General features: G+C 54.7%; 25 protein-coding genes and 1 tRNA gene. 12 read left to right on the top strand and 14 right to left on the bottom strand.

Annotation, left to right across the window (positions count from 1 at the left end; translation table 11 throughout):
* Positions 1–9: 9 nt before the first annotated feature.
* The 7 genes from V7Z75_RS02425 to V7Z75_RS02395 all read right to left on the bottom strand — a co-directional run bounded on the left by V7Z75_RS02425 (position 10) and on the right by V7Z75_RS02395 (position 5,160).
* Positions 10–486 carry a NuoB/complex I 20 kDa subunit family protein gene (locus tag V7Z75_RS02425; protein WP_011480281.1) on the bottom strand — a complete coding sequence of 159 codons (477 nt, stop codon included), beginning with the start codon at positions 484–486 and terminating at the stop codon, positions 10–12.
* Positions 487–499: 13 nt separating this feature from the next.
* Complete coding sequence (locus V7Z75_RS02420) at positions 500–856, bottom strand: NADH-quinone oxidoreductase subunit A (protein ID WP_334106935.1); 357 nt, start codon at positions 854–856, stop codon at positions 500–502.
* Between the two features lie 364 nt (positions 857–1,220).
* A tRNA-Leu gene (locus V7Z75_RS02415) sits at positions 1,221–1,305 on the bottom strand.
* 30 nt (positions 1,306–1,335) lie between these two features.
* Positions 1,336–1,671, bottom strand: a complete 336-nt coding sequence (secG, locus tag V7Z75_RS02410) for a preprotein translocase subunit SecG (RefSeq protein ID WP_334106934.1) — start codon at positions 1,669–1,671, stop codon at positions 1,336–1,338.
* A gap of 32 nt (positions 1,672–1,703) precedes the next feature.
* Entirely contained in the window at positions 1,704–2,456 is a 753-nt protein-coding gene (tpiA, locus tag V7Z75_RS02405) for a triose-phosphate isomerase (RefSeq protein WP_334106933.1), read from the bottom strand.
* 66 nt (positions 2,457–2,522) lie between these two features.
* Positions 2,523–4,217 (bottom strand): single-stranded-DNA-specific exonuclease RecJ, encoded by a 1,695-nt coding sequence (recJ, locus tag V7Z75_RS02400; protein WP_334106931.1) that lies wholly within the window; start codon positions 4,215–4,217, stop codon positions 2,523–2,525.
* Positions 4,189–5,160, bottom strand: coding sequence for a hypothetical protein (locus tag V7Z75_RS02395; RefSeq protein ID WP_334106930.1), 972 nt, complete (start codon positions 5,158–5,160; stop codon positions 4,189–4,191). Before V7Z75_RS02395 ends, recJ begins: the two co-directional genes overlap by 29 nt.
* A 72-nt stretch (positions 5,161–5,232) precedes the next feature.
* Between V7Z75_RS02395 and V7Z75_RS02390 the strand changes: the two genes are divergently transcribed.
* From V7Z75_RS02390 to V7Z75_RS02370, 5 genes are all read left to right on the top strand, one after another.
* Positions 5,233–5,703 carry a SixA phosphatase family protein gene (locus V7Z75_RS02390; RefSeq protein ID WP_334106928.1) on the top strand — a complete coding sequence of 157 codons (471 nt, stop codon included), beginning with the start codon at positions 5,233–5,235 and terminating at the stop codon, positions 5,701–5,703.
* 18 nt (positions 5,704–5,721) lie between these two features.
* Positions 5,722–6,357 carry a ParA family protein gene (locus V7Z75_RS02385; protein ID WP_334106926.1) on the top strand — a complete coding sequence of 212 codons (636 nt, stop codon included), beginning with the start codon at positions 5,722–5,724 and terminating at the stop codon, positions 6,355–6,357.
* 31 nt (positions 6,358–6,388) lie between these two features.
* The gene (locus V7Z75_RS02380; RefSeq protein WP_334106924.1) at positions 6,389–7,888 is read left to right on the top strand and encodes a CYTH and CHAD domain-containing protein; all 1,500 of its coding nucleotides are present in this window, start codon (positions 6,389–6,391) and stop codon (positions 7,886–7,888) included.
* A 69-nt stretch (positions 7,889–7,957) separates the two neighbouring features.
* On the top strand, positions 7,958–8,326 hold the full coding sequence (locus V7Z75_RS02375) for a DUF6394 family protein (protein WP_334106922.1): 369 nt from the start codon (positions 7,958–7,960) through the stop codon (positions 8,324–8,326).
* A gap of 52 nt (positions 8,327–8,378) precedes the next feature.
* A complete protein-coding gene (locus tag V7Z75_RS02370) occupies positions 8,379–10,088 on the top strand; it encodes a potassium channel family protein (protein ID WP_334107376.1) in 1,710 nt (569 codons plus the stop codon).
* 5 nt (positions 10,089–10,093) lie between these two features.
* Here the strand turns inward: V7Z75_RS02370 and arfB are convergent, their stop codons facing one another.
* Positions 10,094–10,507 (bottom strand): alternative ribosome rescue aminoacyl-tRNA hydrolase ArfB, encoded by a 414-nt coding sequence (arfB, locus tag V7Z75_RS02365; protein WP_334106920.1) that lies wholly within the window; start codon positions 10,505–10,507, stop codon positions 10,094–10,096.
* A 247-nt stretch (positions 10,508–10,754) separates the two neighbouring features.
* Here arfB and aceE point away from each other — a divergent pair, with 247 nt between their 5' ends.
* From aceE to lpdA, 3 genes are all read left to right on the top strand, one after another.
* Entirely contained in the window at positions 10,755–13,409 is a 2,655-nt protein-coding gene (gene aceE, locus V7Z75_RS02360; RefSeq protein WP_334106918.1) for a pyruvate dehydrogenase (acetyl-transferring), homodimeric type, read from the top strand.
* A gap of 125 nt (positions 13,410–13,534) precedes the next feature.
* The gene (gene aceF, locus V7Z75_RS02355) at positions 13,535–14,875 is read left to right on the top strand and encodes a dihydrolipoyllysine-residue acetyltransferase (RefSeq protein ID WP_334106917.1); all 1,341 of its coding nucleotides are present in this window, start codon (positions 13,535–13,537) and stop codon (positions 14,873–14,875) included.
* Between the two features lie 18 nt (positions 14,876–14,893).
* Positions 14,894–16,669 carry a dihydrolipoyl dehydrogenase gene (lpdA, locus tag V7Z75_RS02350; RefSeq protein ID WP_334106916.1) on the top strand — a complete coding sequence of 592 codons (1,776 nt, stop codon included), beginning with the start codon at positions 14,894–14,896 and terminating at the stop codon, positions 16,667–16,669.
* Positions 16,670–16,754: 85 nt separating this feature from the next.
* On the opposite strand, the gene V7Z75_RS02345 is transcribed toward lpdA, so the two are convergent.
* Genes V7Z75_RS02345 through V7Z75_RS02330 form a run of 4 tightly spaced genes read right to left on the bottom strand, consistent with a single transcriptional unit; the run spans position 16,755 to position 19,580 of the window.
* Positions 16,755–17,192, bottom strand: coding sequence for a hypothetical protein (locus V7Z75_RS02345; protein ID WP_334106915.1), 438 nt, complete (start codon positions 17,190–17,192; stop codon positions 16,755–16,757).
* A gap of 8 nt (positions 17,193–17,200) precedes the next feature.
* The gene (locus tag V7Z75_RS02340; RefSeq protein ID WP_334106913.1) at positions 17,201–17,857 is read right to left on the bottom strand and encodes an SPOR domain-containing protein; all 657 of its coding nucleotides are present in this window, start codon (positions 17,855–17,857) and stop codon (positions 17,201–17,203) included.
* The gene (locus V7Z75_RS02335) at positions 17,854–18,603 is read right to left on the bottom strand and encodes a type III pantothenate kinase (RefSeq protein WP_334106911.1); all 750 of its coding nucleotides are present in this window, start codon (positions 18,601–18,603) and stop codon (positions 17,854–17,856) included. The genes V7Z75_RS02340 and V7Z75_RS02335 overlap by 4 nt, the downstream gene beginning before the upstream one ends.
* Positions 18,600–19,580: a biotin--[acetyl-CoA-carboxylase] ligase gene (locus tag V7Z75_RS02330; protein ID WP_334106909.1), complete on the bottom strand. Its 981-nt coding sequence runs from the start codon at positions 19,578–19,580 to the stop codon at positions 18,600–18,602. The genes V7Z75_RS02335 and V7Z75_RS02330 overlap by 4 nt, the downstream gene beginning before the upstream one ends.
* A 123-nt stretch (positions 19,581–19,703) precedes the next feature.
* Between V7Z75_RS02330 and V7Z75_RS02325 the strand changes: the two genes are divergently transcribed.
* A complete protein-coding gene (locus tag V7Z75_RS02325; RefSeq protein WP_334106907.1) occupies positions 19,704–21,464 on the top strand; it encodes a glutamine--tRNA ligase/YqeY domain fusion protein in 1,761 nt (586 codons plus the stop codon).
* A 72-nt stretch (positions 21,465–21,536) separates the two neighbouring features.
* Positions 21,537–22,118 carry a flavin reductase family protein gene (locus V7Z75_RS02320; RefSeq protein ID WP_334106906.1) on the top strand — a complete coding sequence of 194 codons (582 nt, stop codon included), beginning with the start codon at positions 21,537–21,539 and terminating at the stop codon, positions 22,116–22,118.
* Positions 22,119–22,121: 3 nt separating this feature from the next.
* On the opposite strand, the gene V7Z75_RS02315 is transcribed toward V7Z75_RS02320, so the two are convergent.
* Complete coding sequence (locus V7Z75_RS02315; RefSeq protein ID WP_334106905.1) at positions 22,122–22,451, bottom strand: hypothetical protein; 330 nt, start codon at positions 22,449–22,451, stop codon at positions 22,122–22,124.
* Between the two features lie 156 nt (positions 22,452–22,607).
* On the opposite strand from V7Z75_RS02315, the gene corA reads away from it, so the two are divergent.
* Positions 22,608–23,678, top strand: coding sequence for a magnesium/cobalt transporter CorA (corA, locus tag V7Z75_RS02310; protein ID WP_334106903.1), 1,071 nt, complete (start codon positions 22,608–22,610; stop codon positions 23,676–23,678).
* Here the strand turns inward: corA and msrA are convergent, their stop codons facing one another.
* Entirely contained in the window at positions 23,679–24,224 is a 546-nt protein-coding gene (msrA, locus tag V7Z75_RS02305; protein WP_334106900.1) for a peptide-methionine (S)-S-oxide reductase MsrA, read from the bottom strand.
* A 139-nt stretch (positions 24,225–24,363) separates the two neighbouring features.
* Here msrA and V7Z75_RS02300 point away from each other — a divergent pair, with 139 nt between their 5' ends.
* On the top strand, positions 24,364–25,128 hold the full coding sequence (locus V7Z75_RS02300; protein ID WP_334106899.1) for a ParA family protein: 765 nt from the start codon (positions 24,364–24,366) through the stop codon (positions 25,126–25,128).
* Positions 25,129–25,277 lie beyond the last annotated feature (149 nt).

The raw sequence follows: 25,277 nt of genomic DNA, 5'->3' as shown, positions 1-25,277 counted from the left end.
AATCCACTTTCAACGAGCAATCGTATTCGTACGCTTAATCTTGTTCTGCAACTGGATAATGCCGTATAGCAATGCTTCAGCAGTGGGTGGACAACCCGGCACATAGACATCCACAGGGACAATCCGGTCACAACCGCGCACAACAGCATAGGAATAATGATAATAACCACCACCATTGGCGCAGGAACCCATGGAAATCACCCAACGCGGCTCCGCCATCTGGTCATAGACCTTACGCAGGGCTGGCGCCATCTTATTGACCAAAGTGCCAGCGACAATCATTACATCAGACTGGCGAGGGCTGGGGCGAAATACAATACCAAAGCGATCAAGGTCATATCGGGCAGCGCCGGCATGCATCATTTCCACCGCACAACAGGCAAGTCCAAACGTCATCGGCCACAAGGAACCGGTACGGGTGTAGTTAATCACCGTATCCAGCGTCGTGGTTACAAAACCCTTTTCGAGCACACCTTCAATACTCATGCCTTGTCACCTCTTACTCCCATTCCAGTGCGCCCTTCATCCACTCATAGACAAAGCCCACCACCAAAATTCCCAAAAATACTAGCATCGCCAGAAACCCAAACAGGCCAATCTCTTGCAGCACTACAGCCCAGGGAAAAAGAAAGGCGATTTCCAGGTCAAACAGAATAAATAGAATCGCCACGAGGTAGTAACGCACGTCAAACTTCATCCGAGCATCTTCAAATGCCTCAAAGCCACATTCATAAGGGGAATTTTTTTCGGCATCAGGTCGATTGGGAGAAACCAGCTTACCCAAAACAATAGGAGCAACGCCTACAGCCAAACCTACGATGATAAACAGCAATATCGGAAAGTAATTTTCCAGCACGCTCAAATCCTATACAAATCAACCAGCCAATCGAAAAGAGTATATTGCAAAAGTTAATTCGATTCTCGCATAAAAACCCTACATCGAACCTTGAATACATCATAGCGCTTATATGTTAACAAATTGTAACATACAAACCACTTCTCAACAGCCCCGGAATCATGACCACCATTCCGTCACGCGCAATATTATTCAACCTGAAACAACTTCCAAATACTCACAAATGATTAGGGAAAGAATCAGCCTGCATCAACATCTCACATCACCAATCAGTAAACCCAAAATGCAAGACAAGAAAAAACCCGCCAAACTCTAGGTTACATGCGGGTTTTGATATGGTTTGATACTATTTGATTTTAATACTTGGTGCCGACGGTGAGACTCGAACTCACACGGCTTTCGCCACTACCCCCTCAAGATAGCGTGTCTACCAATTCCACCACGACGGCAATTGGGCTCAGGCCCGAAAAACTTGAAAATTACTGAGGAACATCCTTTGCCGACTTCGGTTCAGCAGAGTTGGCTGTATCAGATACAGGAGCAGTCTTTACTACAGATTTCTGCACCACACTGACATGCTCGGAACGATGGCTGGCAAGGTATGCCAAGCTCAAACTGGTCGCAAAAAAGATCGCGACACAGATAGCTGTTGCGCGGCTCAGGAAATTCGACGAGCCACTGACGCCGAACAAGCTACCGGAAGCGCCGCTGCCGAAAGCAGCACCCATATCAGCACCCTTGCCATGCTGCAATAACACCAAGCCGACAACAGCCAGCGTTGCAATCACATGAATGACGGTTACGATTGTTTCCATTTTCTCTTCAAAACTCCCTGCCTCACTGAACATCAGCAAGCAGCGCGACAAATACTTTCAAAATCATCGGCATCCAGCGACCCTCTGCCGATCAATCCGCCGTCTATATCCGACATAGACAGTAATTGTGCCGCATTTCTGGAATTTACGCTACCCCCATAGAGAATTCTTACACTTTCCGCAGCGCCGGGGTGCAAGGCTGCGATTCGCTCACGAATGAAGGAGTGCGCGGCACGCGCCTGCTCCGGCGTGGCTGTTTTGTTGGTACCAATGGCCCAGACCGGCTCATAGGCAATCACAGCCTGATCAAGCAACGCCCCGCCAGAAACGGATAGAATGGGATCCAACTGATTAGCAATTGCATATTCCATTACTCCGGATTCACGTTCCTGCAAGGTTTCGCCCACACAAAATATAGGTGTAAGGCCATAACCCTTGGCTATCGCAAATTTTTCCGCAATATTGGCAGCACTTTCACCATAGGCACCATGGCGTTCCGAGTGCCCAACAATTACATAGCTGGCACCAAATTCCTTGAGCATGGCAGCGCTCACTTCACCGGTATACGCGCCATTATCATGACTGGCGACATTTTGCGCACCCCAAGCGATACTAGTGCCTGCAAGAACAGCTTGAGCCTGAAACAGGTAGGGATAAGGAACACAAACAGCGATGTCCACATGACTGACATCGCGCAAACCTTGCGCAAGCGAGTCCAACAACCTTTTGTTTTGGGCAAGGCTGCCATTCATTTTCCAATTGCCGACAACCAGCTTGCGACGCATAAACAACCTGTAAAAAATTTGAGGGATATTACCGTGCTGCCGCCAGGACGGTCAACGCGGGCGGGCTTACGCTGCCGACTGCCAATGCTGCAGGCATAGTTGGATTGACCGCGCGCCCCGAAATTCATTCACCTGCACTTGGTAGACCAGCTGCACCCGCTCCGGCAGAAACTCCTCTTGCCTGAAGAAGATGGCATCAAATACCTGCCCGGACTTCTCCAGATTCAACTTGAGATGGCGCTCACCGACAATGCGCTGCTCCACCACGCGGAATGCATCAAAAAACAGAGGCGGTGGAAACCCTTGCCCCCATACCTGACGATCCAGCGTACACACCATCTCCAAGTTCACATCTTCTACCGCCAGCGAGCCATCCACCTCTATCACCGCCTGCAACTGCTCCGGCGTCAGCAGGCTGGCCACCACCTGCTCGAATGCGGTATTGAAACGAGGAAAATCCTGCTCGCGGATAGTCAATCCCGCCGCCATGGCGTGTCCGCCAAACTTCAATAACAAGCCGGGGTCTCGCTTGGAGAGCATATCCAATGCATCGCGCAGGTGCAGGCCGGGAATCGAGCGTCCGGACCCCTTGATCTCTCCATCGCCCGTCAGCGCGAATGCAATCACTGGGCGATGGAAACGCTCCTTGATGCGTGAAGCAAGAATACCAATCACACCCTGGTGCCAATCCTCCCGGAACAGGCTTAGGCTGTAACGCCCATCCGCATCAATGCCCTCCAGTTCAGCCATGGCATCATCCTGCATTTCAGCCTCAATATGCCGCCTTTCCTGGTTGAGCTCATGCAGCTGCTGCGCCATATCGCGCGCGCGGCCTGCATCCTGCTCCAGCAAGCAGGCGATGCCCAGGGTCATGTCATCCAGCCGTCCCGCTGCATTCAGGCGCGGCCCAATGCTAAATCCAATATCCTGCGGACTGGCCTTGGCAGAGTCGCGCCCCGCCATTTCAAACAGCGCCAAAATACCGGGGCTGCACTTTCCGGCACGTATGCGGCGCAAGCCTTGTTCGACCAGAATACGGTTATTGTTATCCAGCTGCACCAGATCGGCGACTGTACCCAAGGCGACCAGGTCCAGCAGTTCTGTGAGGTTGGGCTCCACAAGCGTGGCAAACGCCCCACGCTGACGCAACTCCGCCCGCAACGCGAGCAGGACATAAAACATCACACCCACGCCTGCCAGATGCTTGCTAGGAAAATCGCACCCCTGCTGATTGGGGTTCACGATACAGGCCGCCTCGGGCATAACCTCCCCAGGCAAGTGGTGGTCGGTCACCAATACCGCAATGCCCAACTGTCGAGCTGCCTCGACACCATCGACACTGGCAATCCCATTATCCACGGTCAGGATCAGATCTGGGGTCTGCTTGGCAGCCAACGCCACAATCTCGGGAGTCAAACCATAGCCATATTCAAACCGGTTAGGCACCAGAAAATCCACCACAGCGCCCATGCTGCGCAGCCCCTTGACAGCCACCGCCGTAGCCGTCGCGCCATCAGCATCGTAATCCCCTACCACCATGATGCGCTTGCCAGCCGCGATTGCATCTGCCAGCAATACCGCCATCTCGGTATTGCCTTTCAGGTTGTCCGGCGGAATCAATCGCGCCAGACCAGCCTCCACTTGCCAGCACTCACTTACGCCACGCGCGGCCAACAACCGAGCCATCACAGGCTGCATGCCTGAGTTTACCAACGCCTCATAAGCATTTTTCTCAACGCTTCTTTGCTTGATCTGCACCATAAAAATACATTTCTATTGCTTGCGGCTTGCGCCAGACTTTCCAGATATCCACTGGTTGCATACTGAGACGCAACATGCGCCCCATCCAGGGAAAATACAATTGCACTTGCTTAACATGCCAACTTTTTAAGGCCTGCCATAATACCTCGCTCCAGCCTGTTTCAAGATCCCTGTATGCTGCTTGCAGCAGTACATGCTCCTGCCGTGGCTGCAACACCGCCTGCATTCCCTGAAAAGTGGCATGCTCCACACCAGTCCGTAACGCCAGACCTTTCAGGCAGTCACTCCCGCCATATGTCTTGCTGAGTACAGTCTCTTCTGCGACAGGCAATGTGCCGCCGCCATATATCCAAAGACTGTTCACGGCTGGCTCACCGCGTGCTTCGCGCGCCTGGTTTACCTCATGTTCAAACAGCAACATCTGCATTTCGTTGAGCAGTTGCCGCCAGCGTTGCGCATCCCTGCCATGCGGCAGACAGGCCGCAACATCACGCCCTACGGCTGCATCCAGTAGCGTTGTGCTTAATTCAGGCGGCGTTTCCAGCCGCATGAACCATCCCGCATGCCCCCCCGGCAACAGCTCAAATCCTTCATCCACAAAATGACGGTTGAGGCTGCCGCGCAATGCCTCCTGTTCATCAGCAGCCAATGCCAGCGGCGCTGGCTGAGCCAGCAGAAAGGAATCTCGCTGCAACAGAAGATGCACCGGGCTTGCCAGCAGCCAGTAAGCGTCATCCGCAGGCAATCCCTGCCCCACACGGGCCAATGCGGCCAGCGGCCAATCCTGCTGCTTAGCCACACCAAACTGCTGACAGAGAAGCTCCTCTGCTGAGACATCCAGCCACTCCACCTCGCCACGCGCCAGCATGCGCTGCAACGTATGATCCGCACTCAGCATCGGCAGATTGTCAGGCACATTGGAAAACAGTAATTGTAATTTCACACAGATGTCACTTTGTCATAAAGCATGTTGAGCGCTAAGATAGAAGGCCACTCCCAGCTTAGCATCAAGACGATGGATATTATTTTATGGCGCCACGCTGAAGCCGAGGATGGCTTCCCTGATCTTACACGCAAGCTCACCCCAAAGGGCGAACTGCAGGCGGCCAATATGGCCAATTGGCTGAAGCAGCACATGCCTGCCAATATTCGCATCCTGGTCAGTCCAGCCACCCGCACGCAGCAAACCGCCAGCGCGCTTGGCCTGGAGTTTACCACCGTGGATGCCCTCGCACCCGGCGCATCGCCCCAAGCCCTGCTGGAGGCAGCAGACTGGCCGCTGGGCAAAGAAAGCGTGCTCATCATCGGCCACCAGCCTACTCTGGGTATGGCAGCAGCCTATGCGATGACACGACGCCTGCAATACTGGAGTGTGAAGAAAGGCGCCATCTGGTGGATTGCCAATCGCCGCCGTGGCGAAGAAGAGCAAATCGTATTGCGAGCCATGGTGACGCCGGAACTGGTTGCTCCATCCCAGCATGATTAATCCCATTCAGGAGCGCATGTGAGTACTGTCCTGGTTGCAAATCCTAAGGGCGGCAGCGGCAAGACTACCCTGGCCACCAACCTTGCAGGGTATTTCGCCAGCAGGGGCAAGCATGTCGTGCTTTCCGACATGGACAGGCAGCGTTCCGCGTTGCAATGGCTGGAACGCAGACCCTATAAACTGCCACTGATCCACGGCCAGGATGGCCGAGGCAAATATACCAGCAGCCTCAGCGCGGACTGGACGATCATCGACTCTCCTGCAGGTTTGCGTGGCGACAAGCTCAGCCAAGCCGTCAGCGAAGCTAACTTCATCATTGTTCCCATGCAGCCATCTGCCTTTGACATTGGCGCGACCAAGGAATTTCTGGAAGTGCTGCAACAGGAGAAATCTGTTCGCAAGGGACGCGCTTTCGTGGCAATGATCGGCATGCGTGTGGATCAGCGCACTCGCGCAGCCCAGACCTTGCAGGCATTTCTCGCACAATCGGGTTTCCCTGCCGTAGGCAATCTGCGCAACGCACAGATTTATGCGCTTGCCGCCGAGCAAGGGGCCAGCCTGTTTGATATCCGTCCATCGCAGGTCAGCCGCGATCTGCAGCAATGGGCGCCTTTGCTGCACTGGCTGGTCAAACAAAGCAAACAACAAAAATAACCATTACCCACAACTGTCACCCGGAGGCCGCATGCCCAACGAAATCGAGCTCAAGCTGCGTATCGCCAAAGAGGATATTCCACGCCTGCGCCGCCATCCCACCATCCGCCGCCACCTGATGCAGAAAGCTGTCACGCGTCGCTTGGTCAGCACTTACTACGACACTTCCGACCTGCAACTGCTCGACAAACGCGTCAGCCTACGCGTGCGGCGCATGTCCGGAGGCTGGTTCCAGGCAGTCAAAGCGGCGGGACATTCCCTGGCTGGCCTGCACCAGCGGCTGGAGTGGGAGGACATCATTGCCAAGGGTGAGCCCGACTATACCAAGATCACCGATCCCAGCCTGACGCCGATTTTTGATGATTTGATCTTGCGCCGGGCGCTCAAACCCATTTTCACTACCGACATGCGGCGCACGGAATGGCAACTGAATTATCAAGACAGCCATATTGAACTATCGCTGGATGATGGCCTGCTGATTGCAGGCGACCACCAGCAACCGCTGATCGAGATCGAACTGGAACTCAAGCAAGGCGAGGTCGAGCATTTGTTCACGCTGGCGCTGGAGTTGCAGGCCGACATTCCACTCAGCATAGAAAACGTCAGCAAGGCCCAACGCGGCTATGCCCGTTACCGTGATTTTCCGCAACAGGTTTCCAAGGCCAAGCCAGCCGGCATTACCCCAAACGACCAGCCGGACGAAGCATTTGAGAAGGCCGGATGGGAATGTTTACGGCAGTTGCAAAGCAACCAACCGCTAGCCATGCAGGGCACAGACCCGGAAGGCGTACACCAGATGCGTGTCGCATTGCGCCGTCTGAAAATCGTCCTGAAAACCTTTGGCATGCTGCATGCCGATATCCATGAGGAACTTGACTGGTTAGGCGACCTGCTTGCCAAGCCGCGTGACCTGGATGTATTTCTGTATGAAATGCTGCCCGGCATGAAGTTATCCAAGGACGATCTTGCTCGTATTCAGCCTCAGGTTGCCAACGCCCGCAAGCGAGCCTACAGCATGTTTAGAAATGGCTTGAAACAACCGCGCTACCAGCGCCTGTTACTGATACTGGGGCATCTTTTTGCCTCCGGACTGCCTGCAAACCAAGCTGATTTGACACATATCGCATCTCGGCAGTTGCAAAGCCTGCATAAGAAACTACTCAAGCAGGGCAAGCAGCTTGCATCGTTATCGATTGATGAAAAGCACCGGTTACGTGGTCGGGTTCGCCAGTTGCGCTATGCGCTGGAATTTTTTAGTCCACTTTACCTAGATAAAAAACATGCGGGCAAAAAAACAGAAAAACAAGCCACAACGCTGCTGGCTGCCCTGCATGCATTACAGGACAGCCTTGGCATGCTCAATGACATTGCCATCGCTGGCCAAAGACTGCACCACATGAGCCAGCGCAACCCCGCTCTTCACACTATTCGGCTTGACTGGGAAAAAGCCGCCACGAAACAGGAAAAACGCTGCCTTAACGATTTGCCAACAAGCTGGAAAGCCTTGAAACAAGCCACTGTTTTCTGGTAAACGTGCCATGTCAGGCAAAATCCACTACACTCGCGTCCATTCTTTCACTGTACAAAGATAGGGATATCAATGAATCTGGAAAAAGTCATTTTCGGCTTCTTCATCGTCCTGGCGATGACCCTCAATTTCGGCTTCTTCGTTGGCGGCACCGGCAACCCGATCGAGCATCATATTTATGAGCTCTATGCCGCTATCGTCGTCAACCTGATCGCTACCGTGCTCAAATTTGGCGACCGCACCCAGATCGGCGCCATCCACCTGTCCACTAGTCTGGTCGCCGACCTGCAGCTGATCGCTGCCGCCGTGGTCTGGGTCGCCACCAGCGCGGATGACTCGGGCACTGCGGCGCGCGTCGTTTCCCTGAGCGGTGGCGCGTTGCTGGCCAATATCACCTCGGTCGTCCTGCTGCTCGCGGAAACCATCACATTGCGCCGGTAAATATTGAGCGGAACCGCTGGTGAATAATATTTTCTTCCTGATCCTGCGGCGCATGCGCGCGCCGCTGATCACGGTTATCGTCTGCTATACCATCGCCATTGCAGGCCTGACCCTGATGCCCGGCGTGGATGATCAGGGTAATCCTTGGCATATGAGCTTGTTCGAGGCGTTCTATGTCATCAGCTATACCGCTACCACCATCGGCTTCGGCGAGGTTCCTTTTGCCTATAGCAACGCCCAGCGCCTGTGGATGACGTTTTCCATCTATTTCACCGTCATCCCCTGGTTGTATGCCATTGGTAAAATTATTTCCCTGTTTCAGGATCCCGCGCTCAAGCAGGCAATCACTACCAGCAGCTTTGCTCGCACCGTCGATAACCTGCATGAACCATTCTTTATCGTCTCCGGCTATGGCGAGGCGGGCAGCTTGCTGGTCAAGGCACTGGATCACAAGGGGATACGCGTGGTCGTCACGGAAATCGACCAGGACCGTGTCAACGACCTGGAGCTTGAAGACTACCAGTTCGACATCCCGGTACTTTGCTCCGACGCCAAGATGCCCGATACCCTACTACGCGCCGGCGTGCGTCATCCCATGTGCCACGGCATTGCAGCCCTGACTGATGACGATCATGTCAATCTGGCGATTGCAGTCGCGGCAAAGCTGCTGAACCCCAACCTGATGGTGCTGGCACGTGCGGAAGATGACGATGTAGCAGCCAATATGGCTTCGTTCGGCACCGACCATATCCTCAACCCCTACACGCTGTTTGGCGACCAGCTGGGGATGGAAGTGCATGCCATCGGGACTTACCTGCTGCACCAATGGCTCACCGGCGTGCCGGGAGAATCCCTCTCCCTGCCCCCGGTGCCTCCTATAGGCAAGTGGATCGTGTGTGGCTATGGCCGCTTCGGCAAGGCTGTCGTTGAAAACCTGGAACGCGAGCAGATCTCCACCGTCATCATCGAGGCAGAACCCGAACTCACCCATTGCGACCAATGCATCATCGGCAGCGGCACCGAAGCCGGCACCTTGATGGAAGCCGGCGTGGAGGAAGCCGTGGGTATCGTGGCCGGCACCAACAATGACATCAACAACCTGTCCATTGTGATGACGGCGCATAAAATCAATCCCGCTCTGTTTGTCGTCGTCCGCAAGAACCGCCGCTTCAACGAACCTTTGTTCGACCATTTCAACGCCGACATTTCCATGGACCCCAGCGCCATCATTGCGCATGAGTGCCTGGCACGCATGATCACGCCGCTCATGACGCACTTCCTCGAGCTAGTTCGCACGCAGGACAATAACTGGGCCAACCAGCTGATCAGCCGCATGGTCGAAGTAGTAGGCGAGCATGTTCCGGAAGCATGGGGGGTGACCGTCGATGCAGAGCATAGCCCCGCTGTGGCCAATCTGATTGCCTGGGGCTTGCCGGTCACGCTGGAATCCATCACGCGCGACCCAGGCAATCGCACGGAAAAGCTGGGCCTGGTGCCATTGATGCTGCTGCGTAGCGGCAAATATGAACTCCTGCCGGAAAACCATACTCCGCTACGTGTGGGTGATCGCATCCTCTTCTGCGGCACCCCCAATGCCAAATCCGCGCAGCCGATCACCCTCAGCAATCACAAGACCTTGACCTGGATTATCAATGGCCGGGAAATTGCCGACGGCTGGCTGTGGCGCTGGGCCACCCGCAAGGTCACGCGCTGGCGCAAATCCCTGCGCTCTTTCCAGCCGTTCAACCATACCGATAAGTAAGTCGGCTATTCGCCTGGCAAGCCACGGCGCAAAGCCTTGATGACGCCATGCCTGCGCTTTTCATCAAGACGGCGGCGCTGCGCTCCCAAGCCCGGTCTGGTCGGCTTACGCACCTTGGGCACCACTGCCGCACTATTCACCAACTCCTGCAAACGCTGCAAGGCCTCTGCGCGGTTAAGCTCCTGGCTTCGGTGAGTCTGCGCCTTGATGATAATAACGCCCTCCCGTGTCACCCGGTGGTCGCGCAAGCGCAGCAACCTGGCCTTGACATGCTCGGGCAACGAAGAAGCCCGGATGTCATAACGCAGGTGTATCGCACTGGATACCTTGTTGACATTCTGCCCGCCCGCGCCTTGCGCTCTCACAGCACTCAGCTCTACTTCAGCCGGATTCAACACCACTTCTTCCGTATGCATCATGGCAAACCGCGGTTCAGAACTGCCATTTTTCCATTAACCCCCATCGTTAAGTTTCCTCTTGTTTTTAGCAGTTTAGACTACGGCCTTCATGCATTGGCTCAAGCAACAAAACTTGACCTGTCCTGGCAAAAAAGCCAATATATCGCCTTCAAACAAGGCCTCAAGCCCTAACAACACACCTCGGCCTGATGCAGTATCAGGCCGATGCTACTCAAGCGTATTTTATAAGTTTCCCGGAGAATCCTACATGGCATTGACCCCCGACCTCGACCCTCAAGAGACCCAGGAATGGCTTGATGCCATCTCATCGGTACTTGAGAATGAAGGTACCGAGCGCGCGCACTTCCTGCTGGAAACACTGATCGACAAGGCTCGTCGCTCAGGCGCCTATTTACCGTATAACGCAACCACGGCTTATGTAAACACCATCCCGGTTCATCTGCAGGTCAAGCATCCAGGTGATTCTGCCATGGAGCGTAAAATCCGTGCGCTGATTCGCTGGAATGCCATCATGACAGTATTGCGCGCCAACGAAAAATCTCCTGGCGTCGGTGGCCATATTGCAAGCTTCCAGTCAGCTGCAACCCTGTATGACATCGGTTTCAACCATTTCTTCCGTGCTGCCAATGAAAACTTTGGCGGCGACCTGATCTATTTCCAAGGTCACTCCTCGCCCGGCATCTATGCGCGCGCCTTCCTGGAAGGCCGACTGACTGAAGAGCAAATGTCGCATTTCCGTCTGGAAACAGAGGGCAAGGGACTATCTTCCTATCCTCACCCATGGCTGATGCCTGACTTCTGGCAGTTCCCGACCGTTTCCATGGGCCTGGGACCAATTGCCGGCATCTATCAGGCTCGTTTCCTCAAATACCTGCATAACCGTGGCATTGCCGATACTGCCGACCGCAAGGTCTGGGTGTTCTGCGGTGATGGTGAAATGGACGAGCCGGAATCCATGGGCGCCATCTCCCTGGCTGCACGTGAAAAACTCGACAACCTGATTTTCGTCATCAACTGTAACCTGCAGCGCCTGGATGGCCCGGTGCGCGGCAACAGCAAGGTTATCCAGGAATTTGAGGCTGCCTTCCGCGGCTCAGGCTGGAATGTGATCAAGGTATTGTGGGGTTCCTACTGGGATCCATTGCTTGCCATGGACAAGGATGGCCTGCTCAAAAAACGCATGGAAGAGTGCGTGGATGGTGAATACCAGAACTTCAAGCAAAAGGGTGGCGCTTACACACGCGAGCATTTCTTCGGCAAATATCCCGAACTCAAGGAAATGGTTGCCGCCATGTCCGACGAAGACATCTGGCGCCTCAATCGCGGCGGCCATGATCCGCACAAGGTTTACGCCGCCTACCACGCTGCAGTGAACCATAAGGGACAGCCTACCGTGGTTCTGGCGAAAACCGTCAAGGGTTATGGCATGGGGGAGGAGGGCGAAGGCCAGAACACCACCCACCAACAGAAGAGCATGAGTGTAGAAACGCTCAAGAAATTCCGTGACCGCTTCGACCTGCCATTGACTGACGAGCAAGTAGAAAACCTTAGCTTCTACCGTCCTGCCGATGACAGCCCGGAAATGCAGTACCTGCACGCGCGCCGTCAGGCCATGGGTGGTTATCTGCCAGTACGCCGCCGCAAGGGTAATGAATTGACAGTTCCTGAACTGTCCACATTCGAGAACATGCTGGTTGCTACCGGTGAGCGTGAAATTTCCACGACCATGGCATTTGTCCGTATCTTGTCCACACTGTTGCGCGATAAGCAACTCGGCAAGTTCATCGTGCCTATCGTGCCGGATGAAGCTCGTACTTTCGGTATGGAAGGCATGTTCCGCCAGCTGGGCATCTACTCTTCTGTTGGCCAACTTTATGAGCCGCAGGATGCCGATCAGGTTATGTTCTACAAGGAATCACAAAGTGGACAGATCCTGGAAGAAGGCATCAACGAAGCCGGTTCATTCTCCTCCTGGCTGGCTGCCGCAACATCTTACAGTGTCACTGGCGTGCAGATGATTCCGTTCTACATTTTCTACTCCATGTTCGGCTTCCAGCGCATCGGCGATCTGGCCTGGGCAGCTGGCGACAGCCGCGCGCGCGGCTTCCTGCTTGGCGCGACCGCTGGCCGCACCACGTTGAACGGCGAAGGATTGCAACACGAAGATGGTCACAGCCACCTGATGTCCTCCACCATCCCGAACTGCGTCTCCTATGATCCGACCTTCGCCTACGAGCTGGCAGTCGTCATTCAGGAAGGCCTGCGCCGCATGGTACAGAACCAGGAAGATGTGTATTACTACATTACCCTGATGAACGAAAACTACACCCATCCCGACATGCCCAAGGGTGCCGAGGAAGGCATACTCAAGGGTATGTACCAATTCAGCAAGTCCAAGGCCAAGGGCCCCAAGGTGCAATTGCTGGGCAGCGGCGTCATCCTGCGCGAAGTCATCGCGGCAGCCGACTTGCTGGAAAAGGATTGGGGCGTTGCCGCTGATATTTGGAGCGTCACCAGCTTTACCGAGCTGCGCCGCGAAGGCCTGGCGGTGGAGCGCTGGAATATGCTCAACCCTGAAAAACCGCAACAGGAAAGCTATGTCACCCAACTACTCAAGCAGGCTGAAGGCCCCGTGATTGCGTCTACCGACTATATGAAGACTTTTGCCGACCAGATCCGCAACTTCATCCCGCAGCGTTATGTCGCGCTGGGCACCGATGGTTATGGCCGCTCCGACTCCCGCGAGGCTTTGCGCAATTTCTTTGAAGTCGATCGCTATCACGTAGTGCTGGCAACATTGAAGGCTCTGGCAGATGAAGGCACACTGCCTGCAAGCAAGGCCGCAGAAGCTGTCAAGAAATATAACCTCAACGCCGACAAACCAAACCCTGCAACGGTTTAAGTGGTTGGCAGGCCGTCAGTTGTGTCTGGCGGCCACTCGCACGTACAACGCCCCGGCTTGTTCCATGTGGGCGTTTCGCGCAAATGCATATCTGAAAAAAGATACATTTTAAGGAACATACAAGCATGGCCATTAAAGACGTACTCGTTCCCGATATCGGCAACTTCGACAGCGTAGATGTCATCGAAGTCCTGGTTCAGCCTGGCGATACGATTGCCCAGGACGATTCGCTGATTACGCTGGAGTCCGACAAGGCATCCATGGATATTCCTGCGCCATTCGCAGGCACCGTCAAGGAAGTCAAGATCAAGGTTGGCGACAAGGTAGCCCAGGGCACGCTCATTCTGACCCTGGATGCCGAGGAAAATGCCGGCACAACCGCTCCAACTCCTGCCGCAGCACCCAAGGAAGAGGCCAAGCCTGCGCCTGTTGCGGCCGCTGCGCCAGCACCAGAAGCCAGTCGTCCGGCGCCACCTCCTCCACAGCCCATACTGCCACAGTCCACTCCGAACCCGATTGCTGCCAATGTGGAAAGCGCTCCGGGCAAACTGGCACACGCTAGCCCATCAATTCGCAAGTTCGCGCGCGAACTGGGCGTCAACCTAGCGCTGGTCACCGCCAGCGGCCCCAAGAACCGCATCCTGCAGGAAGACGTGCAGGCTTACGTCAAGGGCGAACTGAGCAAACCACGCACTGGCGGGGTAGCTACCGGCGCAGGCGGCTTGGCCGTGATTCCAGCACCAGTCATCGATTTCAGCCAATATGGTGAAACCGAAACCAAGCCGTTATCGCGCATCAATAAACTCTCCGGCGCCAATCTGCACCGCAACTGGGTGACCGCGCCGCACGTCACGCAGTTTGACGAAGCCGACATCACCGACCTGGAGGATTTCCGCAAATCCATGCAGGCAGAAGCCGAGAAACGCGGTGTCAAGCTCACCATGCTGGCCTTCCTGATCAAGGCTTCGGTCAATGCCTTGCGCGCCTACCCCAGCTTCAATGCCTCCCTCTCTGCCGACGGCGAGAACCTGATCCTCAAACAGTATTACAACGTCGGCTTCGCCTGCGACACGCCTGACGGTCTGGTTGTGCCAGTGATCCGCGACGTCAACCGCAAGGACGTGCTCGAAATCGCCGCGGAATTGGGCGAGCTGTCAGCCAAGGCGCGCGAGCGCAAATTGAAGGTTGAGGAAATGCAGGGCGGCTGCTTCACCATTTCCAGCCTGGGCGGTATCGGCGGCACTGCGTTTACCCCCATCATCAATTGCCCTGAAGTCGCCATCCTCGGCGTTTCTCGCTCCAGTATCCAGCCGATCTTCAACAGCAAGACCAAGGAATTCGAGCCGCGCCTGATGCTGCCGCTTTCCCTGTCTTACGATCATCGCGTGATCGATGGTGCCGACGGCGCCCGTTTCACCAGCCACATGCGCATGCTGTTGTCTGATGTCCGCCGCTTGTTACTGTAAGAATATTGAAGGTTAGATATGAGCAAAATCTCTGAAGTACTCGTCCCGGACATCGGCAATTTTGATAGTGTGGATGTGATCGAGGTCCTGGTTCAACCCGGCGACACGATTGCCAAGGAAGATGCCTTGATTACCCTGGAATCCGACAAAGCCTCCATGGATATCCCCTCCTCCCATGCTGGCGTGGTCAAGGAAATCAAGGTCAAGGTTGGCGACAAGGTCGCCAAGGGTTCGTTGATCCTGTTGGTTGAAGAAAGTGCCGCTGATAACGCGCCAGCCACTACGTCAGCAATGGATACTCCGGCCACCGCACCTGCGCCAGAAGCAGTCAAGCCTGCCACTCCCGCCCCAACGCCCGCAGTCGCAACTGGCGATGCCGATATCAATGCTGAAGTCGTGGTGCTTGGTTCCGGCCCTGGCGGTTATACCGCCGCTTTCCGCGCTGCCGACCTCGGCAAACAGGTCGTGCTCATTGAACGCTACTCGACCTTGGGCGGCGTCTGCCTCAACGTAGGCTGCATTCCCTCCAAGGCATTGCTGCATACCGCCAAGGTAATCACCGAGGCCGAAGAAACCAGCCATCATGGTGTGAGTTTCGGCAAGCCGGAAATCGACCTGGAACAACTACGCACTTGGAAAGCCAACGAAGTCGTGGGCAAACTTACCGGCGGCCTGGCGCAGATGGCCAAACAACGTGGCGTGACCGTGGTGCAGGGGGTGGGTAAGTTTACCAGCCCCAACCAGATCGCCGTCACTGCTGCTGATGGCAAAGTCACGACAGTCGGTTTCCAAAATGCCATCATTGCTGCAGGCTCCCAGGCTACCAAATTCCCCGGCGCACCCGATGATGACCGCATCCTGGACTCCACCTCCGCTCTCGCGCTGGCAGATGTGCCCAAGCGCCTGCTGGTCATCGGCGGCGGCATTATCGGCCTGGAAATGGGTACTGTCTATGACGCACTCGGCAGCAAGGTCAGCGTGGTCGAATTCATGGATGGCCTGATCCCTGGCGCTGACCGCGACCTGATCCGCCCTTTGCATAAGCGCATGGAAAAGCGTTTCGAGAGCATCATGCTCTCAACCAAGGTCGCCAGCATGGAAGCCAAGCCGGACGGCATCCATGTCAGCTTTGAAGGTGCGAATGCGCCCGCAGGAACCCAGGTCTATGACCGCGTGCTGGTCTCCATCGGCCGCCGTCCCAACGGCAAGAACATCGGCGCGGAAAATGCTGGTGTTGCCGTGGATGAGCGCGGCTTCATCAACGTGGACAAGCAGATGCGCACCAACGTGCCGCATATCTTCGCGATCGGCGACATCGTCGGTCAGCCTATGCTCGCGCACAAGGCGACGCATGAAGCCAAGGTCGCTGCAGAAGTCATCGCCGGTCATAAGGTCGAGTTCCAGGCCATGGTCATCCCTTCTGTGGCCTATACAGATCCAGAAGTCGCCTGGGTCGGCGTGACGGAAACGGAAGCCAAGGCGCAGGGACTTGCGATTGAAAAAGCATCCTTCCCATGGGCTGCCAGCGGACGCGCATTGTCCATCGCCCGCACTGAAGGCGCGACCAAACTGATTTTCGACAAAGAAACCCACCGGGTGATCGGTGCCGGTATCGTCGGCGTCAATGCGGGTGAACTGCTGGCAGAAGCGGTGCTGGCCATCGAGATGGGCGCTGATGCGCATGATCTCGGCCTCACCATCCATGCACACCCGACCTTGTCCGAAACCATCTGTTTTGCAGCAGAACTCAAGGAAGGCACCATCACCGATATGCTGCCGCCTAAAAAACGTTAATGTCTTGTATCCCGGCACCGGCATTAGCCTGACAACAAAAACGGCGCATCAGCGCCGTTTTTTCATTGCTTCAACAATACGAGAATTAACGGTTGCTTGCTTCGCCAGCACCCACTTCAGGACTTGAGGTATTTTCCATGGCAGCAGGCTGCTGCTCGGCTACGGCGTCAACCTGGCTTTCAGTTCCCACTGCCTTGGTTTCTGCCGTTTTGGGCTTGGCAGCAGCACGTGGTTTGCGAGAACGCGGCTTGGCCGGCTTCTTGGGTTTGTCATCCGCCGCGGTTTCAGTTTCTTTTTTTGCTATAGCAGTGGTTCTACTGCCTGTCGTCCTGGACTTGGCCGATGCGCGTCGCCGGTTGCCAGATGCCGCCTTGGGCTTGTCTGTAACCACCACCGTCTTCTCTTCCGCCGGCTGTTTGTCACCATCCATCACATCGGAGACTACCTTGTTCAAAATGCGCTTTCCTGCAATCACTACCGCAGCCAACGCCACCTTTTTTAAAACATTCTTGAAAACTCCCATGACGACTCCTATTGGCAAATAACTTGTTTGAGTTCGCTACCGGGGAAATTTGCGCCTTGCTTCCCCAATTCGGCTGCCATCTCGGCAGACATATTATTGATCAGCAAACTGGCGCGCCCCTGCTCCTGATTCCGGATGCCCTTCTGTACAGACCTTACTCCCTGGAGCTGCAATTGTTCGAGTAGTTTATTCGCCAATCGTTCATCCTTGAAGACACCCAGTGAAATGGCATTACGCCATGGTGGTTCCTGGATAATGATACTCACCTCCACGCCAAGCGCCTTCAACTCCGCCAGCCTGTCTTGCGCCGCCTGCGCAGAAGGCAATGGCGGGATATAAACCCAATAACGCAAGGCTTCCTGGATGGTTTTCTGCTGCACCGTAGCCATCAGTGAATGCTGGCTCAATATCGCCTGCGCACGTTGCAACCCTACTGCGGAGAAACTGCCCCACTCATAGCATGCATAGGCCTCTTCCGGTTGTTCCTCTCCGGTTTCGCTTACCTTGGGCAAGGCCTCCACTTCCTCTTGCGATAGCAATTTGATCTTGTCGGCAGACAGCGGCTCATGCAGATGCTGGCCGGGTACCTGCTGGGATTGATACCAGCTCACGCCGCCCCAGACTCCGAGATTCAGTATCAGCAAGCCTCCCAGTACCCATTTCATGAATATTCTCTTTCCAAATACCACAGTCCCTGCAACACCAGGTTCTGTTCCAGATGATATTCTCTTGCCAGCACATGCTTATGCAACAATGGCAGCAAGGCAGTGGCATCTCCGCCGCTCAGCATACAGGGCACGATCTGGCCACAATGCTCGCCCAGCACTTGCAGCAGGTTATCCACTGCACCAGACAAAGCATACAGGCTGCCACTGTAGACCGCATCCTGCGTATTCAGCGGAAAATCCTGGAACACGCCGCTGCCCTGCACAATCCCCGCTGCAGCATTGCCAATGCTGGTCTGCATCAGTCGCATGCCGGGCATGATGATGCCGCCAATAAAACGCGCCTGCCCTGCTGCAGTCTGCTCTATCATGTCTACCGTCAATGCAGTTCCCGCATTCACGACCAAGCAACTACGTTGGTAATATTGCCAGGCCGCAACCATGGATGCCCAGCGGTCCACCCCCAGTTGTTCCGGTTGCGTATAACCATTGACCAGGCCCGCGGCCTGCACCGTACTGGTATGCCAGCGCACCAGCACACCAAGGGTTCTCAACTGATGCTCCAGGAAAACGTGCTGCGCTTTTCCTGCCACATTGGCTACCGCAACACGGTCACAATGCTGCCAAGCAGTTGGAATCGTATCGTCGCTAAGCACTCCATGCGCCAACACCGCCCCGGTTTCGCCATGCAGCACTGCCCACTTGGTGCGGGTATTGCCTGCATCAATTGCCAGCAAGCTATTCATGCAGCGCATCCCCGCAAACTGATTTCACCAGAGGAAAAGCGCTGGATGCCTCCCTCATGCTGCACCAGCAACACACCATCATCCGCGACACCGTGAACCCGGCTGTATTGCTCACGCCCATCAGGAAACAGCAACTTGACCACCTCCTCGTGATAGGCGTGATGCGCCTGCCACTCTTCCCGCATGGCACCAAAACCCTCTTGCTCGAACTCATCCAGCACTCGCGCCAGTTGCCGCAACAGGCTTCCCAGTAACTCATTCGGGTCGATGCTCACCGGCAGGTCGCTCGCCATATCTGTGACAGGCTGGTCGATTTGCGCACGCATGGCCGCAGGCAGCCTGAGATTCAGCCCCACGCCAATCACCGCCGCACTGGGGCCATCCATATCCCCCTGCAATTCAATCAATATGCCCGCCAGTTTGCGCTCCCTCACCTGAATATCATTGGGCCATTTCAGTTGAGCGCTGCGCAAGCCATAGTCATGCAGGGTGCGTACCAATGCCAGCCCGACGGCCAGGCTCAAGCCTGACAGGGCAGCCGCCCCCATCTGGAAGCGCCACAATAATGAAAAGGTCAGGCTGGCTCCCAATGAGGATTGCCAACTTCGTCCCCGGCGGCCTCGGCCTTTGGTCTGCAACAATGCAGCCGCCACTGTGCCATGTGCCGCGCCGTTAGCCGCCTGCTGCATCAGATAGCTATTGGTAGAATCAATCGAGTCAAACAGCACTAACTTGAAGCGCTGTCGCTGATCATGCAAGGCATTCAGCACTGCCTGCCCATCCAGCAACTGGAGCGGGTCTGGCAGGCGATAGCCGCGGCCACGCACGGAAAATATCTCGACACCCAGTGCTTCTGCCGCCTGCATGGCATTCCAGACCGAAGCGCGAGTGACGGAAAACTGGCGGGCAATATCCTCCCCGGAGTGGAAACGCCCATCTGCCAGCAGCCTCAATATCGGAAATACCAGATTATTCATTGCGAGCCAGTATAGCGTAAGCAGCAGCGCGAAGAATGAATAATCTGGCCAGTGTGGCGGGAGCCCGCCCCCTAAACAATGACACAGTGTAAAATAGCGGCAAATTAATTGCGTATTGCCACCATGTCTGAAAAAACTCCTGTCGCACCTGCCTCTAATTTCATCCGTAATATTGTCGAACGTGACCTTGAACAAGGCACTTACGCCAGCCGACGCTGGGCACGCGCGCCAGGCGATGCAGCACAGCAAGCTGCCGGCGAGCCCGACCCGGCGAAGATCCGCACCCGTTTCCCGCCCGAACCCAATGGCTACCTGCATATTGGGCATGCCAAGAGCATTTGCCTCAACTTTGGCCTGGCGCGTGATTTTGGCGGTGTATGCCATATGCGCTTCGACGACACCAACCCGGAAAAAGAAGAGCAAGAGTATGTCGACAGCATTACCGATGCCGTCAAATGGCTAGGTTTCAGCTGGGATGCGTTTGGTGAATCGCATTTGTATTTCGCCAGCAATTACTTCGACTTTATGTACCGCGCCGCAGAATATCTGATCGAATCGGGCAACGCCTATGTCGACCAGCAATCTGCCGAGGAAATGCGCATCAACCGCGGCACACTGACCGAGCCGGGCAAAAATTCCCCTTGGCGTGACCGCCCAGCGGCGGAAAACCTGGTCTTGTTCCGTGAAATGCGCGATGGCAAACACACGGACGGCAGCATGGTCCTGCGCGCCAAGGTCGACATGGCATCGCCGAACATCAACCTGCGCGACCCGGCCATTTACCGCATCAAGCACGCTCACCACCACAACACCGGCGACAAATGGTGCATCTACCCGATGTACACCTTCGCCCATCCCGTGGAAGATGCCTACGAAGGTGTAACCCACTCCATCTGTACGCTGGAGTTCGAGGACCAGCGGCCATTCTATGACTGGGTGCTGGAAAGACTGGCTGAAGGTGGGCTGCTGGCGCACCCCTTGCCCAAACAATACGAATTCGCCCGCCTCAACCTTACTTATGTCGTGCTCTCCAAGCGCAAACTGATTGAATTGGTGGAGAAACAATATGTCTCCGGCTGGGACGACCCACGCCTGCCCACGCTGGCTGGCGCGCGCCGCCGCGGCTACGCACCCGAAGGCTTCCGCCTGTTCGCAGAGCGCATCGGTGTTTCCAAGGCCGACTCCTGGATTGAATACACGATTCTTGAAGACTGCATGCGCGAAGTGCTCAACGCTTCTGCGGAACGTCGCATCGCCGTGCTCGACCCGATCAAGCTGGTCATCGACAATTATCCTGAAGGCCAGTCCGAGGATTGCCACGCGCCCAACCATCCGCAAAAGCCCGAACTCGGCCATCGTGTTGTGCCACTGTCGCGCGAACTCTGGATCGAACGCGAGGACTTCATGGAAGAGCCGGTCAAAGGTTATTTCCGCCTGTTCCCAGGCAACATGGTACGCCTGCGCTACGGCTACGTGGCCAAATGCACTGGTTTTGAGAAGGATGCCGATGGCAATGTCACTGTAGTGCATTGCGAATATCTGCCCGACACCAAATCCGGCACGCCGGGCGCTGACTCGGTAAAGGTCAAGGGCAACATCCACTGGGTTTCCGCGGCGCATGCCTATGCCGCCGAGATACGCATGTACGACCGTCTGTTCAAAGATGCTCACCCTGGTGCAGGCGACCGCAACTATCTGGATGACATCAACCCTGATTCAGCGCGCACCATTACCGCTCAATTGGAGCCCGGCCTGAAACACGCCAAGCCGGAAGAAATTTTCCAGTTTGAGCGCCATGGCTATTTCGTCGCGGACAGCAAGGATAGTCAGCCCGGCCAGCCCATATTCAACCGTACGGTCACACTGCGCGACGCCTGGAAATAACGCTGTACTCCTGACGCAGGCCGCTCACGTCTGCGTCACATCATCTTTTCCCCCTACAGAGCAGAGGCCAACATGATCAACTCAGTCCCCGTCGAATCCGCCTACCGCCTGCTCAACCATGGCCCTACCGTGCTGGTGACTTCCGCACATCAAGGTCATACCAACGTGATGGCGGCCGCCTGGAACATGCCGCTGGATTTTAATCCGGCCCGTGTAGCCATCGTGATCGACAAAAACACTTATACCCGCGAACTGATGGAATCCAGCGGTACGTTTGCCATCAACGTGCCCTGCCAGGCGCAAGTGGAAATGGTAGTCAAGGTAGGCTCAAGTTCCGGACGCGAACTGCTGGGGCAAGACGCTGATAACAAGTTTGCTGCATGGGAATTATCCACTTTTGCCGCATCCCATATCGAGGCGCCGTTGCTGACGGGATGTGTCGCCTGGCTGGAATGCCGCATCATTCCCGAGCCGCATATCCAGCAGGCGTATGATTTATTTGTCGCAGAAGTTGTAGCTGCCTATGCTGACAACCGCGTATTCAGCAATGGCCGCTGGCATTTTGATGGCCAGGATGAGTTGCGTACCCTGCACCATGTAGCTGGCGGCTTTTTCTTCACTCCGGGCCAGAGCGTTACCGCCACATCGGCATAAGCTTTAGTGCCCCTGGACGCTGACGCTGGCAATCGTCCAATGTTGCTTTTCCTTGTCACGCGTCCGCGAGCATCCCAACGCAATCGGCTCATCGCCCGGATTGATCACATGTTTGGTATGGTCTGCCGTTTGCACTCCCATGAACCAGCGATCCAGCCATACCACAACGGTTTCCGTTGCTTCGCTTTTGAGCATAATCAGCGATCCATCATTGGCAAGACATTCAGAACTATCTTCCTCGATCAAACTTACCAAAGCAGTGTCAACCGCCGCTTCCGCCGCAAACAGATTAAAAGTCAGGCCTAACAATCCTGCAAACAAGTAAAAACGCATCTCTCCTCCGTCAAACTTGTCATGCCATTTCGGGCATGGTCTCGTAATCTGCTATTCTAACCCGGCAAGTATTGAATGCCACTTCTGAATACTATTTGATTACACGGCAAACAATCTTGTTCCAAAGACATATTTTCTTTTCTCGATTGGTCAAGAATGAAGAAACGGCGTCATGCGCATAGCAAGAAAACCGGATTGCCTCCTGGCAGCCTGGTGCATACCGGTGAGGTAAAGACATCAAGCATCACGCTGTCCATGTTCCGCTATAACGCAGAGCATATCGAAGAGCGCCCCCTCCACTCCCTCAGCGAGCTAGACGCTGAGACGGGCAATGACATCTTGTGGCTGAATGTGCATGGCCTGCATGACCCGGCGCTTATGGCTGAAATTGGCCAACGCTTCAAGCTGCATCCATTGGTATTGGAGGACATCCTCAATACTGACCAGCGCCCCAAGGTAGATATGTATGACAATTATCTCTATCTCGTCACACGCTTCTTTACTTACGATCCTGGGCAAATGCAGGTTAGTTCAGAGCAAATCAGCATCATCCTGGGCGACCGCTTCGTCCTCTCCTTCCAGGAACGCCCGACTGGCTCATTCGACCCTGTACGCGAGCGCCTGCGCGCCAACAAGGGTTTGTTACGCAAGTCAGGGGCAGATGTGCTGGCCTATGCCTTGCTCGATATGATCGTAGACAAGTATTTCGTCATGCTGGAGCTGATCAGCGATGATTGCGAAAAGCTCGAAGATCAACTTCTGCATAAACCCACCGACGCCGTGTTGCAAAGCATACACAAACTCAAGCGCGAAACCATGGATCTGCGCCGCGCGGTCTGGCCGTTGCGCGAAATCATCAACACCCTAATCCGCAACGAATTCGAATTCTTCCAGGCCAACACTATCCTCTATTTACGAGATGTCTACGATCACAGCATTCATTTCATTGAATCCCTGGAGTCATTGCGCGACTTGCTGGCCGGCATGCTGGATATCTACCTTTCCAGCATCAGCAACCAGGTCAACAAAGAAGTACGTATTCTGACAGTGGTCACCATGTTGTTCATGCCTCCAACATTGATTTCCGGGATATTCGGCATGAACTTCGACAACATGCCACTATTAAAAAACCACTGGGGATTCTGGATTGCCCTCTCTATCATGCTATTGGTTGCCATCGTGATGGGCCTGCACTTCTGGCGCCGCCAATGGCTCAGCAAACATTGATCACGCCTGTGGTTTGATTCGTCCAGCATATTTTTCCCGTATCTTTGCTACTTTGGGTGCAGCAACAGCCAGGCAATAAGGCTGATTCGGGTGTTGGGCATAATATTGCTGGTGATAATCCTCCGCGGGATAGAACTCGCGGCCCATCACCACCTCTGTCACGATAGACGCCATAAAAGCCTTTTCTTGCTTAAACCTTGCCAGCAACCGCCCCACTACCTGCCATTGTTCCTCGTTTTGGCAAAACACCGCCGAACGGTACTGCGTGCCCACATCATGCCCCTGGCGATTCAAGGTGGTGGGATCATGGGCCAGAAAAAATATCTCCAACAACACTTCATAGCTGATCACATCAGGCTCAAACACAATCTTGATGGCTTCCGCATGTCCAGTCTGGCCGGTACAGACCTCCTCGTATACAGGATTGGCAACACGCCCGCCAATATAACCAGACACCACTTGCCGCACACCCTGCAATTGTGAAAATACAGGCTCCAGGCACCAGAAACACCCACCTGCAAGGATTGCCACTGCTTCAATACTCATGGAATTTCCTTAATCAATATTTGCCTCAAATGATGATAAGTACGACATTCATACCTTAAATCCTTGGATCAAGCATACGCTTGATCCTCGATAATATGGTGCAGAGTCCTGCAAACTATCTGGATCAGCAAAAAATATTATGGCGCGTATTGCAGTTTTTAACCAGAAAGGTGGCGTAGCAAAAACCACCACCGTCCTCAACCTTGCTGCTGCATTACAGCGCACAGGGAAAGAGGCGTTGCTGATCGATATGGATCCCCAGGCACACCTGACGCAAATTTCGGGTCAACCTCCAGAAACGGCAAAGCAAAGCCTGTTTGGTTTTTATCAGGATGATAAACCGCTCTATCACCTTGAAACAGAATGGCCTGGCTTGGGACATCTCATCCCCTCGCACAAAGAACTGATCAAGGTAGATTCCAATTTCGGCAAAGGCCTGGCTGTACTGAACAAACTGAAGAACGGCCTAGACATCGCAGACAAGCTCTATATGAGCCGCCATACCTTGATTGACTGCTGTCCATATCTCGGCACGCTCTCACTCAACGCCATTTTTGCAGCTGACCTCATCATCGTCCCCATCTCATCCGACTTTCTTTCCCTCAGGGGAGCGAAAAAGGTGGAAGATACATTGGCTGCTATCGAACCTGTACTCAAACGCCCCATTGAGCGACGTTATTTACTAACTCGCTTCGACCGCAGACGCGGCATGACCTTTGAAGTACAAAGAAAAGCCCGGGAACTCTTTGGCCAGAATCTATTGGATACAGTGATCTCAGAGAATGTCGCCGTCGCAGAAAGCCCTGAATATGGGATTGATGTATTTCGACATCAGCCCAATAGCACTGGTGCACAGAACTATCTGGCTCTGCTGATTGAATTGGCACAGAAGTGGCCGAAGTAACATCTACCTAATAATCTCTTTATCTTTAAGCAATATCAAAAAGAAAAAGGTAGATAAACAATGAAAAAAGCCCGCTAGAAAACTAGCGGGCTTTTAAATAAAAGTCTGGCGGTGACCTACTTTCGCATGCGAGAAGCATACTATCATTG

The organism is Methylobacillus sp., from assembly GCF_036844465.1.
GTDB lineage: Bacteria > Pseudomonadota > Gammaproteobacteria > Burkholderiales > Methylophilaceae > Methylobacillus.
This window is presented reverse-complemented; position numbering and strand designations above follow the sequence as displayed.

Excerpts from the sequence above, each read along its gene's own strand:
- V7Z75_RS02425 (WP_011480281.1), bottom strand. The coding sequence starts at position 486 with ATGAGTATTGAAGGTGTGCTCGAAAAGGGTTTTGTAACCACGACGCTG.
- secG (WP_334106934.1), bottom strand. The coding sequence starts at position 1,671 with ATGGAAACAATCGTAACCGTCATTCATGTGATTGCAACGCTGGCTGTT.
- tpiA (WP_334106933.1), bottom strand. The coding sequence starts at position 2,456 with ATGCGTCGCAAGCTGGTTGTCGGCAATTGGAAAATGAATGGCAGCCTT.
- recJ (WP_334106931.1), bottom strand. The coding sequence starts at position 4,217 with ATGGTGCAGATCAAGCAAAGAAGCGTTGAGAAAAATGCTTATGAGGCG.
- V7Z75_RS02390 (WP_334106928.1), top strand. The coding sequence starts at position 5,233 with ATGGATATTATTTTATGGCGCCACGCTGAAGCCGAGGATGGCTTCCCT.
- V7Z75_RS02380 (WP_334106924.1), top strand. The coding sequence starts at position 6,389 with ATGCCCAACGAAATCGAGCTCAAGCTGCGTATCGCCAAAGAGGATATT.
- V7Z75_RS02375 (WP_334106922.1), top strand. The coding sequence starts at position 7,958 with ATGAATCTGGAAAAAGTCATTTTCGGCTTCTTCATCGTCCTGGCGATG.
- V7Z75_RS02370 (WP_334107376.1), top strand. The coding sequence starts at position 8,379 with ATGCGCGCGCCGCTGATCACGGTTATCGTCTGCTATACCATCGCCATT.
- arfB (WP_334106920.1), bottom strand. The coding sequence starts at position 10,507 with ATGATGCATACGGAAGAAGTGGTGTTGAATCCGGCTGAAGTAGAGCTG.
- aceE (WP_334106918.1), top strand. The coding sequence starts at position 10,755 with ATGGCATTGACCCCCGACCTCGACCCTCAAGAGACCCAGGAATGGCTT.
- aceF (WP_334106917.1), top strand. The coding sequence starts at position 13,535 with ATGGCCATTAAAGACGTACTCGTTCCCGATATCGGCAACTTCGACAGC.
- lpdA (WP_334106916.1), top strand. The coding sequence starts at position 14,894 with ATGAGCAAAATCTCTGAAGTACTCGTCCCGGACATCGGCAATTTTGAT.
- V7Z75_RS02345 (WP_334106915.1), bottom strand. The coding sequence starts at position 17,192 with ATGGGAGTTTTCAAGAATGTTTTAAAAAAGGTGGCGTTGGCTGCGGTA.
- V7Z75_RS02340 (WP_334106913.1), bottom strand. The coding sequence starts at position 17,857 with ATGAAATGGGTACTGGGAGGCTTGCTGATACTGAATCTCGGAGTCTGG.
- V7Z75_RS02335 (WP_334106911.1), bottom strand. The coding sequence starts at position 18,603 with ATGAATAGCTTGCTGGCAATTGATGCAGGCAATACCCGCACCAAGTGG.
- V7Z75_RS02330 (WP_334106909.1), bottom strand. The coding sequence starts at position 19,580 with ATGAATAATCTGGTATTTCCGATATTGAGGCTGCTGGCAGATGGGCGT.
- V7Z75_RS02325 (WP_334106907.1), top strand. The coding sequence starts at position 19,704 with ATGTCTGAAAAAACTCCTGTCGCACCTGCCTCTAATTTCATCCGTAAT.
- V7Z75_RS02320 (WP_334106906.1), top strand. The coding sequence starts at position 21,537 with ATGATCAACTCAGTCCCCGTCGAATCCGCCTACCGCCTGCTCAACCAT.
- V7Z75_RS02315 (WP_334106905.1), bottom strand. The coding sequence starts at position 22,451 with ATGCGTTTTTACTTGTTTGCAGGATTGTTAGGCCTGACTTTTAATCTG.
- corA (WP_334106903.1), top strand. The coding sequence starts at position 22,608 with ATGAAGAAACGGCGTCATGCGCATAGCAAGAAAACCGGATTGCCTCCT.
- msrA (WP_334106900.1), bottom strand. The coding sequence starts at position 24,224 with ATGAGTATTGAAGCAGTGGCAATCCTTGCAGGTGGGTGTTTCTGGTGC.
- V7Z75_RS02300 (WP_334106899.1), top strand. The coding sequence starts at position 24,364 with ATGGCGCGTATTGCAGTTTTTAACCAGAAAGGTGGCGTAGCAAAAACC.